At 43.2% G+C, this 15,193-nt stretch carries 12 protein-coding genes; 4 read left to right on the top strand and 8 right to left on the bottom strand.

Features of this window, described 5'->3' with window-relative positions:
- Nucleotides 1-16 precede the first annotated feature (16 nt).
- On the bottom strand, nt 17-1,276 hold the full coding sequence (gene tyrS, locus ABD734_RS06360) for a tyrosine--tRNA ligase (protein ID WP_344702583.1): 1,260 nt from the start codon (nt 1,274-1,276) through the stop codon (nt 17-19).
- Nucleotides 1,277-1,646: 370 nt separating this feature from the next.
- Between tyrS and ABD734_RS06355 the strand changes: the two genes are divergently transcribed.
- Entirely contained in the window at nt 1,647-4,172 is a 2,526-nt protein-coding gene (locus ABD734_RS06355) for a transglycosylase domain-containing protein (RefSeq protein ID WP_344702581.1), read from the top strand.
- A gap of 208 nt (nt 4,173-4,380) precedes the next feature.
- On the opposite strand, the gene ABD734_RS06350 is transcribed toward ABD734_RS06355, so the two are convergent.
- Both ABD734_RS06350 and acsA read right to left on the bottom strand, forming a co-directional pair.
- The gene (locus ABD734_RS06350) at nt 4,381-6,048 is read right to left on the bottom strand and encodes a formate--tetrahydrofolate ligase (RefSeq protein WP_344702579.1); all 1,668 of its coding nucleotides are present in this window, start codon (nt 6,046-6,048) and stop codon (nt 4,381-4,383) included.
- 101 nt (nt 6,049-6,149) lie between these two features.
- Entirely contained in the window at nt 6,150-7,862 is a 1,713-nt protein-coding gene (acsA, locus tag ABD734_RS06345; protein WP_344702577.1) for an acetate--CoA ligase, read from the bottom strand.
- A gap of 105 nt (nt 7,863-7,967) precedes the next feature.
- Between acsA and ABD734_RS06340 the strand changes: the two genes are divergently transcribed.
- Genes ABD734_RS06340 through ABD734_RS06330 form a run of 3 tightly spaced genes read left to right on the top strand, consistent with a single transcriptional unit; the run spans nt 7,968 to nt 10,400 of the window.
- Entirely contained in the window at nt 7,968-8,600 is a 633-nt protein-coding gene (locus ABD734_RS06340) for a GNAT family N-acetyltransferase (protein WP_344702575.1), read from the top strand.
- Nucleotides 8,601-8,610: 10 nt separating this feature from the next.
- Nucleotides 8,611-9,252, top strand: a complete 642-nt coding sequence (locus tag ABD734_RS06335) for a CBS and ACT domain-containing protein (protein ID WP_344702573.1) — start codon at nt 8,611-8,613, stop codon at nt 9,250-9,252.
- A complete protein-coding gene (locus ABD734_RS06330; protein WP_344702571.1) occupies nt 9,249-10,400 on the top strand; it encodes an acetoin utilization protein AcuC in 1,152 nt (383 codons plus the stop codon). Before ABD734_RS06335 ends, ABD734_RS06330 begins: the two co-directional genes overlap by 4 nt.
- Nucleotides 10,401-10,597: 197 nt before the next feature.
- Here the strand turns inward: ABD734_RS06330 and ccpA are convergent, their stop codons facing one another.
- From ccpA to murC, 5 genes are all read right to left on the bottom strand, one after another.
- Nucleotides 10,598-11,587 carry a catabolite control protein A gene (gene ccpA, locus ABD734_RS06325; protein WP_344702569.1) on the bottom strand — a complete coding sequence of 330 codons (990 nt, stop codon included), beginning with the start codon at nt 11,585-11,587 and terminating at the stop codon, nt 10,598-10,600.
- Nucleotides 11,588-11,659: 72 nt separating this feature from the next.
- Nucleotides 11,660-12,658, bottom strand: coding sequence for a bifunctional 3-deoxy-7-phosphoheptulonate synthase/chorismate mutase (locus ABD734_RS06320; RefSeq protein ID WP_344702567.1), 999 nt, complete (start codon nt 12,656-12,658; stop codon nt 11,660-11,662).
- Nucleotides 12,659-12,727: 69 nt separating this feature from the next.
- The gene (locus ABD734_RS06315) at nt 12,728-13,207 is read right to left on the bottom strand and encodes a YtxH domain-containing protein (RefSeq protein ID WP_344702565.1); all 480 of its coding nucleotides are present in this window, start codon (nt 13,205-13,207) and stop codon (nt 12,728-12,730) included.
- 14 nt (nt 13,208-13,221) lie between these two features.
- Complete coding sequence (locus tag ABD734_RS06310; RefSeq protein WP_344702563.1) at nt 13,222-13,785, bottom strand: DUF948 domain-containing protein; 564 nt, start codon at nt 13,783-13,785, stop codon at nt 13,222-13,224.
- Nucleotides 13,786-13,871: 86 nt separating this feature from the next.
- Nucleotides 13,872-15,170 (bottom strand): UDP-N-acetylmuramate--L-alanine ligase, encoded by a 1,299-nt coding sequence (gene murC / locus ABD734_RS06305; protein WP_344702561.1) that lies wholly within the window; start codon nt 15,168-15,170, stop codon nt 13,872-13,874.
- Between the last annotated feature and the right edge of the window lie 23 nt (nt 15,171-15,193).

The raw sequence follows: 15,193 nt of genomic DNA, 5'->3' as shown, positions 1-15,193 counted from the left end.
CCGGCTTTTTTAATAATCATTTATAACGAATCATGTGATATTTTTTCTTACCACGTCTGATGATCGTAAATTCATCATCAAGCTTATCCTCATCCTGGAGGACATGGTCGACATCCTGCTTACGCTCTCCGTTGATATAGATAGCGCCGTTTTTGATGTCTTCCCTTGCTTGTCGACGTGATGGTGAGACACCGGTTTCAACCAATACTTTCACAAGATTTTTGTCATCGTCCTGGTAGATTGCTGACGGCACATCTTTGAATGCGTCTTTAAGTTGGTCAGCAGACAATGCTTTAATGTCTCCACTGAACAGTGCTTCTGTTATATTTTGCGCTTCTTTCAATGCAGCATCACCATGGAGGAAAGCTGTGATTTCCTCAGCAAGCCTTTTTTGCGCTTTCCTGAGATGTGGTTCTGACACCAATGATTCTTCAAGTGCTTCGATTTCTTCCTTCTCCATGAATGTAAAGAGTTTAATGAAACGGATGACGTCTGCATCACTTTGATTTATCCAAAATTGGTAGAATTCATAGGGTGAGGTGCGGGCTGGATCAAGCCAGATGTTACCGGATTCCGTTTTACCGAATTTTTTTCCGTCGGCTTTGGTAATAAGTGGAATAGTCATTCCCTCTGCTTCTGTTTCCCCGTACATTCTCCTCATCAGATCCAATCCGCTTGTAATGTTGCCCCACTGGTCTGAACCGCCAATTTGCAATTTACAACCGTATTCTTTGTTGAGGTGTCCAAAATCGATAGCCTGAAGAATTGTATATGTGAATTCCGTATATGAGATCCCTGTTTCCAGCCTCGTCTGAATGGAGTCTTTCGCAAGCATATAGTTTAAGCTGACATGTTTTCCGTAATCCCTAAGAAAACTGATCAGACTAATATTTTTAAGCCAGTCCCTGTTGTTTACAAGTATGGCCCCGTTCTCATCCGAAAAGTCAAAAACACGCTCCATCTGCTTTTTGATCCCTTGAACATTCTCTTCAATCTGTTCTTCCGTTTGAAGTTTTCTTTCTTCACTTTTGAATGAAGGGTCTCCAATCATGCCTGTACCTCCACCTAATAATACAATTGGACGATGTCCATGATTCTGAAAGCGCCTCATCGTCAAAAATGGGACGAGGTGTCCAATATGAAGGCTGTCAGCTGTTGGATCGGCCCCACAGTAGAGGGTTACTTGTTCCTTATCCAATAGTTCACTTATTTTATCTTTGTCGGTCATCTGATAGATGATGCCTCTGTACTCCAAATCTTCAAGCAACGCGTTCATTTTACTTCCTCCTAATTTGATATAAAATAAAAACACCCTTACATGACGTAAGGGTGCTGAATACACGGTACCACCAAACTTTTTTACTTGAGGGACAGGGACGTCTGCCCAGACGTTCGAATGTTTATACGCAGTGTATTCATCGGGAGTGTGCACTGATTTCCACCAAGCATCAGCTCTCTATATTCCACAAATCCGACTACTTCTCTGCCAATCGAATAATATCAATTTACAGAAATGATATATTTCCCATTGTGAAAAGTCAAGGGCAAAATCTATTTTCTGTATCGATATTACTGCAACTACAGCCTTTTAACATTAACTCACTTTGTTTTTTATGTGTTATAATGACCGATGATAGGAGGTAAAAATGAATAAGATTAACGACTTTTTAGATTATATTAAACACCTCTTTTCCAAAGGAGAAAAGACTTCCAACAAGGAAAAGGCTGAAAGTACTACATTCAAAGAAAAATTGAGCCATACCAAAACCCGCTTCAAAAAAGCGGGTTCCCCAATAAGAATATCATTCTTCACCGCCTACGATACCATCTGGAACATTATTCTGTTTACCGTATTGGCAGTAAGCCTGATAGCCATCTTTGCCTTCAGTATCGGAGTAGGCTACTTCGCTTCTTTGGTCAACGATGAAGAGATCCAGCCGGTAGATGAGATGAAGACTGCGCTCACTGAAATGACTGAAAGTACTACCGTGGCTTTCGGCTCCGGCGAATCGCTCGGTACACTACGGGCAGACCTCATCCGCGAGCGAGTCGACTATGAAGATATCAGTCCAAATGTCATTGAAGCTCTTGTGGCGACTGAAGATGAATACTTCTACGAACATAATGGCGTGGTCCCGAAAGCATTTCTGAGGGCCACGCTTCAGGAATTGGGAGGCTCTGAATCAGGTACAGGAGGCAGTACACTCACCCAGCAGCTTGTAAAGAACCAACTGCTGACGAATGAGTCGACTTTCGACCGTAAGGCAACTGAATTGCTTCTCGCTTTCCGTGTCGAGAAAGTGCTCTCAAAAGAAGAGATCCTCGAATCCTACTTGAATGCAGTTTCTTTCGGCCGCAATGCAAACGGTCAGAATATTGCAGGGGTCCAGGCCGCTGCTGAAGGGATTTTCGGCAAAAATGCAGATGAATTGAACCTTGCTGAAGGAGCCTTCATAGCGGGGCTTCCTAAAAACCCCTATGCCTACACTCCTTTCATGCAAGGCGGTAAGGTAAAAGATGAGGAGTATCTGCAACCAGGTAAAAACAGGCAACTCTTTGTTTTGAAGCGCATGCTTCTGGAAGATAAGATCACTCAGGAGGAGCATGATGAGGCAGTCGAATATGACATCTATGGTTCCTTGACGGACAGTGTGACGGTACCGAACCAGAACTATCCTTTCCTGGCAGATGAAATCGAAAGGCGCAGCGTGGACATCCTCAAGTATTACCTTGCAGAAGAAGATGGTTTGACTCGGGATGATGTCGACAGCACACCCCTGATCAACCAGGAATATACCACTAAGGCAGATTCTGCGCTCCGCAACAAGGGGTATCATATCGACACCACCATCGATAAGTCAATCTATGACAAGATGCAGGAAGTCAAAGATAACGCCCAATTTTATGGTTCCCGCAGCAGCCTTGATTCGACGGATGCCACAGAAGAGACAAAAGAAGAAACTCTGGAGCATGAACTTGGTGCAATATTAAAAGATAATCAGACGGGGCGCATACTCGGATTCATTGGTGGGCGCGACCACGACCGTTCATCCATCAATCATGCAACCCAGACTTCAAGAAGTGCCGGATCGACGATGAAGCCATTGATCAACTACGGCCCGGCGCTGGATAAAGGCTTGATCACTCCTGATACTGTATTGTTGGATAAATTCTTTACTATAGAGAGTCTGAATTATAGCCCAAAAAACTATGACGCAGACAAGGAATTCGGTCTCGTTTCAGCGAAACATGCTTTAAGCAACTCCTATAACTTGAGTACATTACGGTTGTGGGCCGAAGTCAAAAAGCACAATCCTGAAGAATACTTTGAGAAGATGAACATCCCTCTACCGGACGGGGCGACCAATAATCCTTCACTTCCACTTGGCACCAACGACATTTCCGTTGAGAATAATACTAACGCTTTTTCAACGTTCGCCAACAATGGAGAGCTTGTTGAAAGTTATATGATCGAATCCATTACAGATCCTTCAGGCGAAAAGATTTATGAAAATGAAAGCACATCAGAACAAGTGTTCAAAGATTCTACCGCTTATCTTATGACGGATATATTGAAGGAGACCCTCCAAACAGGTTCCGCATATTATATAAAAGATTATTATAATAGTGTTAAGGGCACCTATGATTGGGCAGCTAAAACCGGAACATCGAACAATTTCGTCGACTCCTGGTTTATGGGCTATAACCCGAAAGTAACCCTTGGCGTGTGGATGGGTTATGACCGTAATATCCCACAAGTTGCAAACCAGGATGCCGAACAGCATCTCCACATCTATAATTGGAGGAATCTTGCACAGGCACTCACAGAAATAGCGCCTGATAAGATGGGCGCCTACGAACGCTTTGAACGTCCTGATTCGGTCAGGGAAGAAACGTTCTGTGCCCTTACCATGGAACTTGAAGATGATTGTGAGAAGAAACTCGATAAGCCGATTAAAGGGCTTATCGCTGAAGACACACGTTTTGAAGATAAAAGCAGCCTGAATGACCCAGCAATCATGGACCGCATGGGAGATGACTTTGACTCCGGCCTTAGTGCATCGGATCTGATGGGTACTGTGACACGCTCCTATGACGACATATATCGGGTCGGTGGAAGCGAATCAAAAAGTAAAAGCGACGATGAAGATGAAGATAATGAAGATGATTAAAAGTTCATAGCGTAAAACTGCCTCCGGGCCCTCCAGATGAAGTGAAGTATCTAGAAGGCCCGGAGGATTTTCAATTATAATATAGAGAGAATTTTTACTAAAAAATTACATAAAAAGAAGGGCTGATTTACCAGCCCTTCAACACAACATTTCTTTCATATCAATGGTTCCAAAACTTGTTTTCCAATGTTTGCCACATTTTCAAGTGTTAGAAAAGTCCTTTTGAATTTCCCTCCGAATCTACATCCATGTTAACTGCAGAAGGCACTTTTGGAAGTCCTGGCATGGTCATGATATCCCCTGTTAGGGCTACTACGAAGCCCGCTCCTGTCTTGGCAATCACTTCTCTAACAGTAACCTTGAATCCAGTTGGACGACCGAGGAGTGAGGGATCATCGCTTAGCGAATATTGTGATTTGGCCATGCATACAGGGAAATCGCCCCAACCATGACGGTCGATTTCAGCCAACTGCTTCTTAGCCTTGTCCGTAAAGATTACACCGTCTCCCCCGTAGACTTCGGTGACAATCTTCTCTATCTTCTGGTCAATCGGCAGTTCATTTTCATATAGCTGTTTAAAGTTCTGAGGCTCATCAAGTACTTCCATCACCTGTTCTGCAAGCTCGACGCCCCCTTCTCCACCAAGTTCCCAAACTTTCGTCAAGGAAACCCTCACATCCTTAGATTTGCACCAGGATAGCACAAAATCCCTTTCTTCATCTGTGTCAGTGACGAAATCATTCAATGCCACAATTGGTTCCACCCCGAATTTGCGCGCATTTTCTATATGCTTTTCGAGATTTACGATCCCTTCTTTCAAAGCATTGACATTCGGTTCCCCAAGATCACTCTTGGCTACTCCACCATTCATCTTCAATGCACGGATGGTCGCTACCAGAACAATGGCATCCGGAGCGAATTCGCCCTTCCTGGCTTTTATGTTCATGAATTTCTCCCCACCGAGATCAGAACCGAATCCGCATTCAGTAACTACTATATCTGCAAGTTTTCTGGCAGTATTCGTTGCTATGAGCGAGTTGCACCCATGGGCGATATTTGCGAACGGTCCGCCATGGATCAATGCCGGCGTACCTTCCATCGTCTGCACCAGATTCGGCTTGATTGCTTCTTTCAGCAGCAGTGCTAAGGCACCTTCCACTTCAAGTTGTCCTACTGTCACCGGCTCCCTGTCGTAAGTATAGCCGAAAACAATTTTGGATAATTTATCTTTCAAGTCGATCAGGTCACTCGCAAGACAGAGTACCGCCATGATTTCACTCGCTACAGTGATATCGAAACCGTCTTCCCTCGGCACCCCTCTTGAAGGGCCTCCGAGTCCGACCACCACTTGCCGCAAGGCACGGTCATTCATATCGAGTACACGCTTCCATGTTACGCGTCTTGGATCGATATTAAGCTTGTTTCCATGGTGTATGTGGTTGTCGATGAATGCTGAAAGTGCATTATTGGCAGTAGTTATTGCATGAAGGTCCCCGTTGAAATGAAGATTTATCTCTTCCATCGGAAGCACTTGTGCACGTCCGCCTCCAGTAGCTCCACCTTTAATGCCCATAACAGGTCCGAGTGAAGGTTCACGTAATGCAACCATCACATTTTTTTCGAGCTTATTGAATGCATCCGCCAAACCTACAGTACAAGTCGATTTCCCTTCCCCGGCCGGGGTTGGATTCATTGCTGAAACAAGTACGACTTTTGAATCCTTCTCATTCCCTTCTATTTTATGTATATCAATTTTAGCTTTATATTTTCCATACATCTCGAGAGCATCGTGGGGAATATTTGCATTTTCAGCTATCTCTTCGATACCTTTGATATCCACTTCTGCGGCAATTTGTTGATCAGTCAATTGTGCCATATTTACATCTCCCTCTTAAGTATTATCTTATCCTCATTACATATCCATTATGCCATAATTCACAGAAAATTGCCTCTGATATCATCAGAGGCAATCAATGATCAATCATCATCCATTGAAGATAAATCACCTGCAGGTAGATCAAGTTCCCAAGCCTTCAGGACACGTCTCATGATTTTACCGCTACGTGTCTTCGGCAGTTTATCCTTGAATTCTATTTCCCTTGGTGCAGCATGCGCCGCCAAACCTTCTTTGACATATTTACGGACTTCTTCCTTCAACTCGTCTGTCGGTTCGTACCCTTCACGCAATGCAATGAATGCTTTGACGATTTCTCCCCTTACAGGATCTGGCTTGCCGATGACTCCCGCTTCCTGTACTGCTGGATGCTCCACCAGCTTGGATTCTATTTCAAATGGCCCAACACGCTCACCAGCAGTCATGATGACATCGTCCACGCGCCCTTGGAACCAGTAGTAGCCATCTTCATCCTTATATGCAGAATCTCCTGAAACATACCAATCTCCAATGAAGTAGGATTCATACTTGGCATCATTCTTCCATATTTTACGCATCATCGCTGGCCAGCCACTCTTCATTGCCAAGTTACCCATACGGTTTGCTGGCAGTTCATTGCCTTCATCGTCAATGATGGAAGCTTCGATTCCAGGTAATGGTTTACCCATCGAGCCGCCTTTGATGTCCATGGACGGGAAGTTGACGATCATATGCGCACCCGTTTCGGTCATCCACCATGTGTCATGTATCCTTAAGTTGAATACTTTCATCCCCCATTTGACGACTTCCGGATTAAGCGGTTCCCCAACGGACAGGACATGGCGCAAGGAAGATAAATCAAAATCATTGATGATTTCATCCCCTGCCCCCATTAGCATACGGAATGCTGTAGGTGCACTGTACCAGATGGTGACTTTGAGGTCTTCGATGGCACCATACCATGCTTCTGGAGAGAATCTTCCCCCTACTACAACGTTTGTGGCACCATTCAACCATGGCGCAAAAATTCCATAAGAAGTACCCGTGACCCAACCTGGATCTGCTGTGCACCAATATACATCATCTTCTTTAAGATCGAGTACATACTTGCCTGAAATATAGTGCTGGATCATTGCATACTGTACATGCAATACACCTTTTGGCTGACCAGTAGAACCACTTGTATAGTGGAGAATCATACCATCTTCCTTATCCAGCCATTCAATTTCAAAATCTTCTGAAGCATTATTATAACTTTTATTGAAATCGATGTATTTATCTTCTACATCGTCTCCTACGACAATGACTTTTTCTAAAGAAGGCAAATCGTCGACTGGGATTCTTGGTAGCAGCTCAGGTGTTGTTACAATGACTTTAGCATCACTGTTCTCAAGTCTATCCCTTACCGCCTTTTCCATGAAAGCCTCGAACAATGGACCAACGATTGCACCGAGTTTGAGTGCGCCCAACAGCGTGAAGTAGAGTTTGGGGCTTCTTGACATGAAGATGAAGACCCTCTCCCCTTTCACGACTCCACCCTCATCTTTTAGGATATTCGCAGCTTTGTTCGACGCCTTCTTCATATCTTCGAAGGTAAACGATGATTTGTTATCTCCATTCTTATAATGGAGCGCCACTTTATCACCACGACCGTTATCCACATGCTTATCGATTGCTTCATAAGCCATATTGAACTTGCCCGTTTCATACCAGGAGAAGTTCTTCTCGACTTCTTTCCAATCATGGTTTTTTACCGCTTCTTCATAATCCTTCAAGTTAGGATTTTGATCTGTTGCTTCATAAAGTTCCACGTCCATAATCTTAACTCCCCTTTTGTGTTTTCACTTTTACAATTCTTATTATATAATAGAATAGTAGCATATTTCAAAATAATTAAAATAACTTTCCAGGAGGTCTTCTTTTTGCGTCACATAAAGGCATACAATAAAGAAGAATATGACACGCAAAACCAATCATTTATCATAGAAGGACCGCTGACCGAAAAAGAACTTGAGCAGTTCACATATGATGATGGTCTTGATGCATTCCGCCGTCCTGCTGAACAGTTCGATGCATTAAAGGAAATTGCAGAGCTTGAGGAAGGAAGGATTATAATCGCACGCCTTAAAGACCATATCTTAGGCTATGTGACTTTCCATCACCCGGATCCCATGGAACGTTGGTCTGATGGTAATCTGCCTTATATCATGGAACTTGGAGCGGTTGAAGTCACTCTTAGCTATCGCGGTTTCGGCCTTGGCAAACAGATGCTTAAACATGCCATGAAAGACAATTTCATGGAAAATTACATCATATTGACTACAGAGTACTATTGGCATTGGGACCTCAAAAATAGTGGCCTCGATGTATATGAATATAAAAAGCTCATGATTGATTTTATGGCAAGTTCCGGTTTTGAAGTCTTTCAGACGAATGACCCCGAAATAACAGGCCACCCGGCCAATACACTCATGGCACGCATCGGTGAAAATATAACCAATGATCAGATGATGGAGTTTGACAAGCTCAGATTTAAAAATAGATTTTTTTTCTAGGAGGTTAAACATGCTAGTAGAAAGAATTATGACCAGCCCGGTTAAGACACTCTCACCGGAGCATACTATAGAAGACGCCTTGAATATGATGAGCACATATTCATTTAGACATATTCCAATTGTCGATGGTAATGGAGGCCTTCAAGGTATAGTGTCCGACCGCGATGTGAAGCTGACACTACCCTCAGTACTGTCTGATGATGACCCTGACTTTACGTTGAAAGTTCCGATATCGAGAATTATGCGAAAAAGGGTAACCTACTGCCACCCTTTGGACTTTGTTGAAGAGATAGCCCTCGATTTCTATCATTACTCCATCGGGGCGATACCAGTGCTCAGGAATGAGCAGGTTGTCGGCATCATCACGCAAAAGGACATGCTAAACACTTACTTGGAACTTACGGGTATAACTGAACCCGGCTCAATCATTGAAGTGGACATTGAAGACCGGACTGGCGTCATCTACGATATCGGTAAAGTTTTTAAGGATCTGAACATAAAGATAATCAGCATTTCCGTCTATGGAAATAAGGAAAAGAAAGGGTATAAGACAATTGTTCTCAGGGTGCAGGCGATGAATCCACAAAAAGCCATAGATACTCTTAAAGGTAAAGGGTTTTCAGTGCTTGAACCTTCTGAGATGGGCCAATGACGAAACCAATCTATATCTATGATGATTCATTGCTGAAATATCGCTTTAGTTCCACCCACCCTTTCAATCAAATGCGGGTCAAGATGACAACCGACCTACTCACCATGTCCTCACAACTCAATGAAGCTGACATTATCAAACCTCGTGATGCCACTGACGCAGAACTTGGCCTGGTTCATAAGCAGGATTATATGGATGCGGTCAAACAGGCGGGGGAAGGCAGATTGTCTCCTGAAAAAATGGAAAGTTATGGCTTGAACACAGATGACACACCAAGTTTTGAGGGAATGCATGAAAAAAGCCGTATGCTGGTCGGTGCTACATTGACTGCTGTTGATGCAGTGATGGAGGGGCGTGCCAAAAAGGCCTTAAGTCTTGCCGGTGGCCTCCATCACGGATTCAGCGGTAGAGCAAGCGGATTTTGCATCTACAACGATTCGGCTGTCGCTATAGAGTATATGCGCCAAAAATATAATCAGCGTGTGATGTATATTGATACGGATGCCCACCACGGTGATGGTGTCCAATGGATATTCTATGACAGCAATGAAGTCATGACTTATTCCATCCACGAAACGGGACGGTACCTATTCCCGGGTACTGGCAGCCTTACAGAACGTGGCACGGAAGAAGGTTTTGGATTTGCCGTCAATCTTCCAATTGATGCATTTACAGAAGATGAATCTTTCCTTGAAATCTTCAAGGAAACGTTGGAGGCTGCCATCATTAAATTTAAACCGGACATATTATTCAGTCAGAATGGTGTGGATGCACATTACAGGGATCCGATGACGCATCTTTCAGTGACTTCAAACACATTTGAGGAGATTCCAAGATTCGTCAATGAGATGGCAGATAAGTATACGGATGGAAAATGGATCGCAGTTGGTGGTGGCGGTTATAACCTATGGCAGGTCGTACCCAGGATGTGGGCGCAGATATGGCTTGCCATGAATGATATTCCTCCTTTACGGGGGCGGTTGCCTGAAGCATTCATCACCAAGTATGAAAGCAAATGTCCAGTTGACTTCCCAGTCCTCTGGGAAGACGATTTCAGTGATTATGATGATATACCCAGGCGGCGAGATATCAATGAAAAAAACAGGAGTATGCTCTCACGTGCCATGCTTCATATAGAAGATCAGTAAGGATACTCGGATATATGTGTTTTATGTGTATTTTTTAGCTGTGATATGGTTATACCGAATATTCATACCCATTACGACAGATGGGCATAAGAAAAATTTTGAACCTTATTTTGTCATTCACCATCAAAAAAACGGCTCGGAAATCCTAATTTAGGATTTCCAAGCCGTTTTCCGCTTCAGAGTTTGCCTCAGTGCGTTTACTTTGTAGTGGACCGATATTCAATTTTGTATGGGAGGATGACATTCGCTTCTTCAATCGGTTCATCCTTCATGTACTTCGTCAACAGCCTCATCCCGACAGCTCCGATATCGTAAAGCGGTAGAGCTATGCTTGATAAGGATGGACGCGACATATTGACCAGTCTTGTGTTGCTGCAGCTGATAATTTGTACATCAGCAGGCACCTTAAACCCTTCATCCATATAGGCATGAAGAATACCTATTGCAGTCTCATCACTCATGGTAATGATGACATCAGATTCAACAGTACGCAATTTCTCGAATATTTCTTTTCCAGACTGATAGTCTTCACCAGTCGAGAATATCAATTCATTTCTGAAATTTTTTCCTTTTTCCTTATAGGCAGCTTTAAGCCCTTCCTCAATATGCTGTTCAAGCTGCTCAGAATAGGAAGCTTTGACAAAACTGATCTGGGCGGCTCCTTCTTCAAAAAACTTCAAGGATGCTTCTTTAATTGCTTTGTGATAGTCAATATTGACTGAAGGCAGATTCTCATCCTTCTCACTTGTTCCACAGATGACTACAGGAAGATGCGAGCGCTTGATATCATCCAAAGTTTCGTCATTCAATGCACCACCCAAAAAGACGATGCCATCCACTTGTTTACTGATGAGACTCAAAAAGGCATCGCGTTCCTTTTCCGGATCATTATCTGTATTGGTGATGATGACCTGATAATTATACATTTCTGCTATATCATCCAATCCTCTTGCCAAAGAGGAATAGTATAGATTGGAGATATCAGGAATGATGACACCGACTGTTGTCGTTTTCTTGCTTGCCAGACCGCGTGCTACAGCATTAGGTCGATAATCAAGACGCTCGATGACGTCTTTGACTTTCTTTCTGGTATCTGGTTTAACATTGGGATTCCCATTTAATACCCTAGAGACTGTCGCCATCGAGACTTTGGCTTCCCGGGCAACATCATATATTGTAACCGTCATATTGCACCCCCGCGCGCTTTCTGAAAGCGCTTTTTGTATTATGATAACACGAAGAACAGCAATTAGTCACTGTTATGAGATGTTTTGATGAAATTTATCAAACTCCTCAAGTGTCATCTGCTGAGCCTGATCGCTAAGGGCATTTACAGGATCTGGATGCACTTCAGCCATTATGCCATCCGCACCTGCTGCAAGGGCAGCATTGGCACAGTCTGCCATGATTTCCTTAACTCCTGTTGAATGCGTAACATCAACCATGACAGGAAGATGAGTTTTTTGCTTAAGCAGTGGTACAGCAGAGATATCAAGGGTGTTTCGTGTCATCTTTTCATAAGTCCTTATGCCACGCTCACATAATATGACATTACTGTTGCCTTCTGAAAGTATATATTCGGCAGCCATCATAAACTCTTCTATTGTTGCACTCAGACCCCTTTTCAGAAAAACTGGTTTGTCGGATCTTCCAACAGCTTTCAATAATTCGAAGTTCTGCATATTGCGTGCACCAATCTGGAACATGTCCAAGTAAGGCTCGGCCAGTTTAACATGTTCAGGCGCTACAATCTCACTGATCACTTTCAGATTATAAGTCTCCTTGATCTTCAGTAATATTTCCAGACCCTCTTTGCCAAGACCTTGGAATTCATAGGGAGATGTACGCGGTTTGAACGCCCCTCCCCTTAAAATATCGAAACCTTTACTTTTCATGTGTTCTGCTACTGTCGCCACTTGATCGAACGATTCTACTGCGCACGGCCCGAAAATATGTACAGGAGAACCTTCACCTATCGACACATCGCCTACTCTCACAACAGTGTCCGTAGCTTTGGTAGATCTTGACACCAACAAAGGTGTTTTCCCTTTAGACTCGGCTGTAAGATTCAGGAGCGCCTCCATTCCTTCTCGTGAACCGAGCTCGCCAGCCAACTGTTCCAACCTTTTAAAATGATCAGTCATGTTGAAGGATTCTGGTTTGTCTAGCATTAATTCATGCCGTTTTTGAAAAAGTTCAAGCAATTCAATATCCGTATCCAAAATGGCTTTTTCAATATCCTTGCTTTGTCCATTCATGTTTTCACCTCATAAAATTAACCACATGCATGTACATGTGGTTAGTAGAAGAATGCCATCATATTATTACTATTTCTTATCTCCGTCAAGTGTTTCCTCGAATTTAGATACATCAACCGTTCTTACATCGTCACGGCCAGGCTCTTGGACTTCTTCCTGAATTGCATCTTTTTGAGCTTTGACGGCAGATTCGTCAAGGGATTTGACTCTCTGCTTTTCCTCTTGCTCACCTTTTTTTGCTTTTATCTCATCTTTGGTTTCATTAACTTTATTGCTGAGCTCTTCTTTTTTTTCTTGAGCCTTTTCCTTCAGACCACCCTGTCCCCCACCGGTTTCAGAGTTCAGGCCTTCTGAGAGCTTCTGGGTCTGCTCGGAGATATCATCCCTAAGCGCATCGCCAGATTTTGGTGCCAGTAATAAACCGCCGACTGTACCTACAATTAAACCGACAGCCAGGCCGACAGTGAAATCCCTGCCGGTCGATTGATGGACTTGTTCTTCATACTCTTCAACACCATGAAGGTGACGGTCACGGTTATAGGTTTCCATATATAAACCTCCTGTTATTTACGATCTTGTTCAAGACCTGCATTGATGCGGTCTTCATCTACATTATCGCTTTCTGTTACCGCTCGATTTACAGCGACCGGAAGATTATCCGGATCTGTTTCTGCTGTTGCAGAATATTTCGTGTTAAAAGCACTATTGCGCTTTTGTCTCATCTGCCATTTGTCGGCAACTTCCATCGCTACGTTTGACCATTGGACGACTTGCGAAATCTTATCTTCATTTTGGGAAATGTTATGTGTAATGGAGTTTGTCACTCTATCTACAGATTCATTAAGATTCCCCATGGAATTACCGATGCCTTGGACTGCATCCACTACAGAATTGAGTTTTGCAGATTTACCCTGAACATCTTCAGCAAGACGGTTCGTCTTATGAAGCAGGTCTGTCGATTCCCTAGTGATGCCTTGTATCTGACCTTCTACACCATCAAGTGTTTTTGCAACATGATCCAGATTCTTCTTCACTGAAAACAGTACTACCGCCAGTGCGATACAAAGAATCAGAAAAGCAATTGCAGCAATGCCTGCAGCAATATATAAAACTATTTGCCAATCCATTCCAACGCCTCCATATTCATTTATATTTGATTAGTCATACTTAAGATTAACCCAAAACATACGGGTGTAAACATGATTCATCCCTATTATGATAATAACTCTGTAAATCTCTTCTCATATTTCTGTATATCTCCCGCACCCATGAATATTATTACGGCTTCCTTGTGCATATTCAACTTCCCGATATCTTCTTCATCAAGGAGTTCAGCTCCTGGTATGAGCGCCACAAGATCCCGACTTGATAGGCTGCCCGCGTCTTCACGTGCGGAACCAAAGATATCCACTATATAGGACTTGTCGGAGCCGGACAATACTTCTGCAAATTCCTTAAGGAATTTTTCGGTTCTTGTAAATGTATGCGGTTGGAACACCGTAACGATTTCCCTTCCGCTATACTTTTTTCTGGCCGTTTCCAAAGTAGCCCTGATTTCACGGGGGTGGTGTGCATAGTCATCCACTATCACCATTCCATCTTGGTAGGTTTCGCTGAAACGCCTTTTAACCCCCCCAAAAGTGGTGAATGCTTCTTTAATGTTGGTCATATCCAAGTCTTCTAAGTAACTGACGGCTATGACAGCTAAAGCGTTTAAAACATTATGGTCTCCATGGAGGGGAATAAGGAAGTTGTTCAGGAATTCTCCTTTAAAATAGACGTCAAAAACCGTCCCATTGCTATTTGACTCTATATTATCAGCATAGAAATCGTACTCTTGCCCTATCCCATAGAAGTAGACAGGCACCTGATAGTCGATCTGCTGCGCATAATGGTCTCCACCATAAGCAATGACTGCTTTTTTCACCTGGGAAGCCATATCGGAAAATGCATCTATAACATCATCCAAGTCTGTGAAGTAGTCGGGATGATCGAAATCAATGTTGGTTATAATTGCGTAATCCGGATGGTAGCTTAGGAAATGACGTTTATATTCGCACGATTCAAAAGCGAAATATTCACTACTCTCAAGTCCGAAACCTGTGCCGTCCCCTATCAGGAATGTAGTGTCCACATCCCCATTCATAACATGGCTGAGAAGTCCCGTGGTCGATGTTTTACCGTGGGCCCCCGTGACTGCTATCGATGTAAACTGATTCATGAATTCAGATAAAAATTTATGGTATCTGATGACTGGATACCCGAGTTCATGAGCCTTTTTAATTTCTTCATGCTCGTCATTGAATGCATTGCCGGCAATATACGTCACACCTTCGACAATGTTATCGGCACTAAAAGGCAATATCAAGATGCCCTTATCTCTAAGTTGGTACTCTGTAAACACTTCTTTTTCTATATCTGATCCTTGGACCTGGTGCCCAATATCATGCAGAACTTGTGCTAAGGCACTCATGCCTGCTCCTTTGATTCCTATAAAATGATATTTTTCCATGAGACCACCACACTTTCATAAAA

Source organism: Salinicoccus jeotgali (assembly GCF_039538805.1).
GTDB classification, from domain to species: Bacteria; Bacillota; Bacilli; order Staphylococcales; family Salinicoccaceae; genus Salinicoccus; species Salinicoccus jeotgali.
The sequence above is the reverse complement of the archived record's forward strand: the minus strand, read 5'-3'. Positions and strand labels throughout refer to the sequence as shown.

Bases quoted from the DNA above. Each gene is read 5' to 3' on its own strand.
- ccpA (WP_344702569.1), bottom strand. From the start codon at position 11,587: ATGACGGTTACAATATATGATGTTGCCCGGGAAGCCAAAGTCTCGATG.
- ABD734_RS06310 (WP_344702563.1), bottom strand. From the start codon at position 13,785: ATGGATTGGCAAATAGTTTTATATATTGCTGCAGGCATTGCTGCAATT.
- ABD734_RS06335 (WP_344702573.1), top strand. From the start codon at position 8,611: ATGCTAGTAGAAAGAATTATGACCAGCCCGGTTAAGACACTCTCACCG.
- ABD734_RS06330 (WP_344702571.1), top strand. From the start codon at position 9,249: ATGACGAAACCAATCTATATCTATGATGATTCATTGCTGAAATATCGC.
- ABD734_RS06355 (WP_344702581.1), top strand. From the start codon at position 1,647: ATGAATAAGATTAACGACTTTTTAGATTATATTAAACACCTCTTTTCC.
- murC (WP_344702561.1), bottom strand. From the start codon at position 15,170: ATGGAAAAATATCATTTTATAGGAATCAAAGGAGCAGGCATGAGTGCC.
- tyrS (WP_344702583.1), bottom strand. From the start codon at position 1,276: ATGAACGCGTTGCTTGAAGATTTGGAGTACAGAGGCATCATCTATCAG.
- ABD734_RS06350 (WP_344702579.1), bottom strand. From the start codon at position 6,048: ATGGCACAATTGACTGATCAACAAATTGCCGCAGAAGTGGATATCAAA.
- ABD734_RS06315 (WP_344702565.1), bottom strand. From the start codon at position 13,207: ATGGAAACCTATAACCGTGACCGTCACCTTCATGGTGTTGAAGAGTAT.
- acsA (WP_344702577.1), bottom strand. From the start codon at position 7,862: ATGGACGTGGAACTTTATGAAGCAACAGATCAAAATCCTAACTTGAAG.
- ABD734_RS06320 (WP_344702567.1), bottom strand. From the start codon at position 12,658: ATGAATGGACAAAGCAAGGATATTGAAAAAGCCATTTTGGATACGGAT.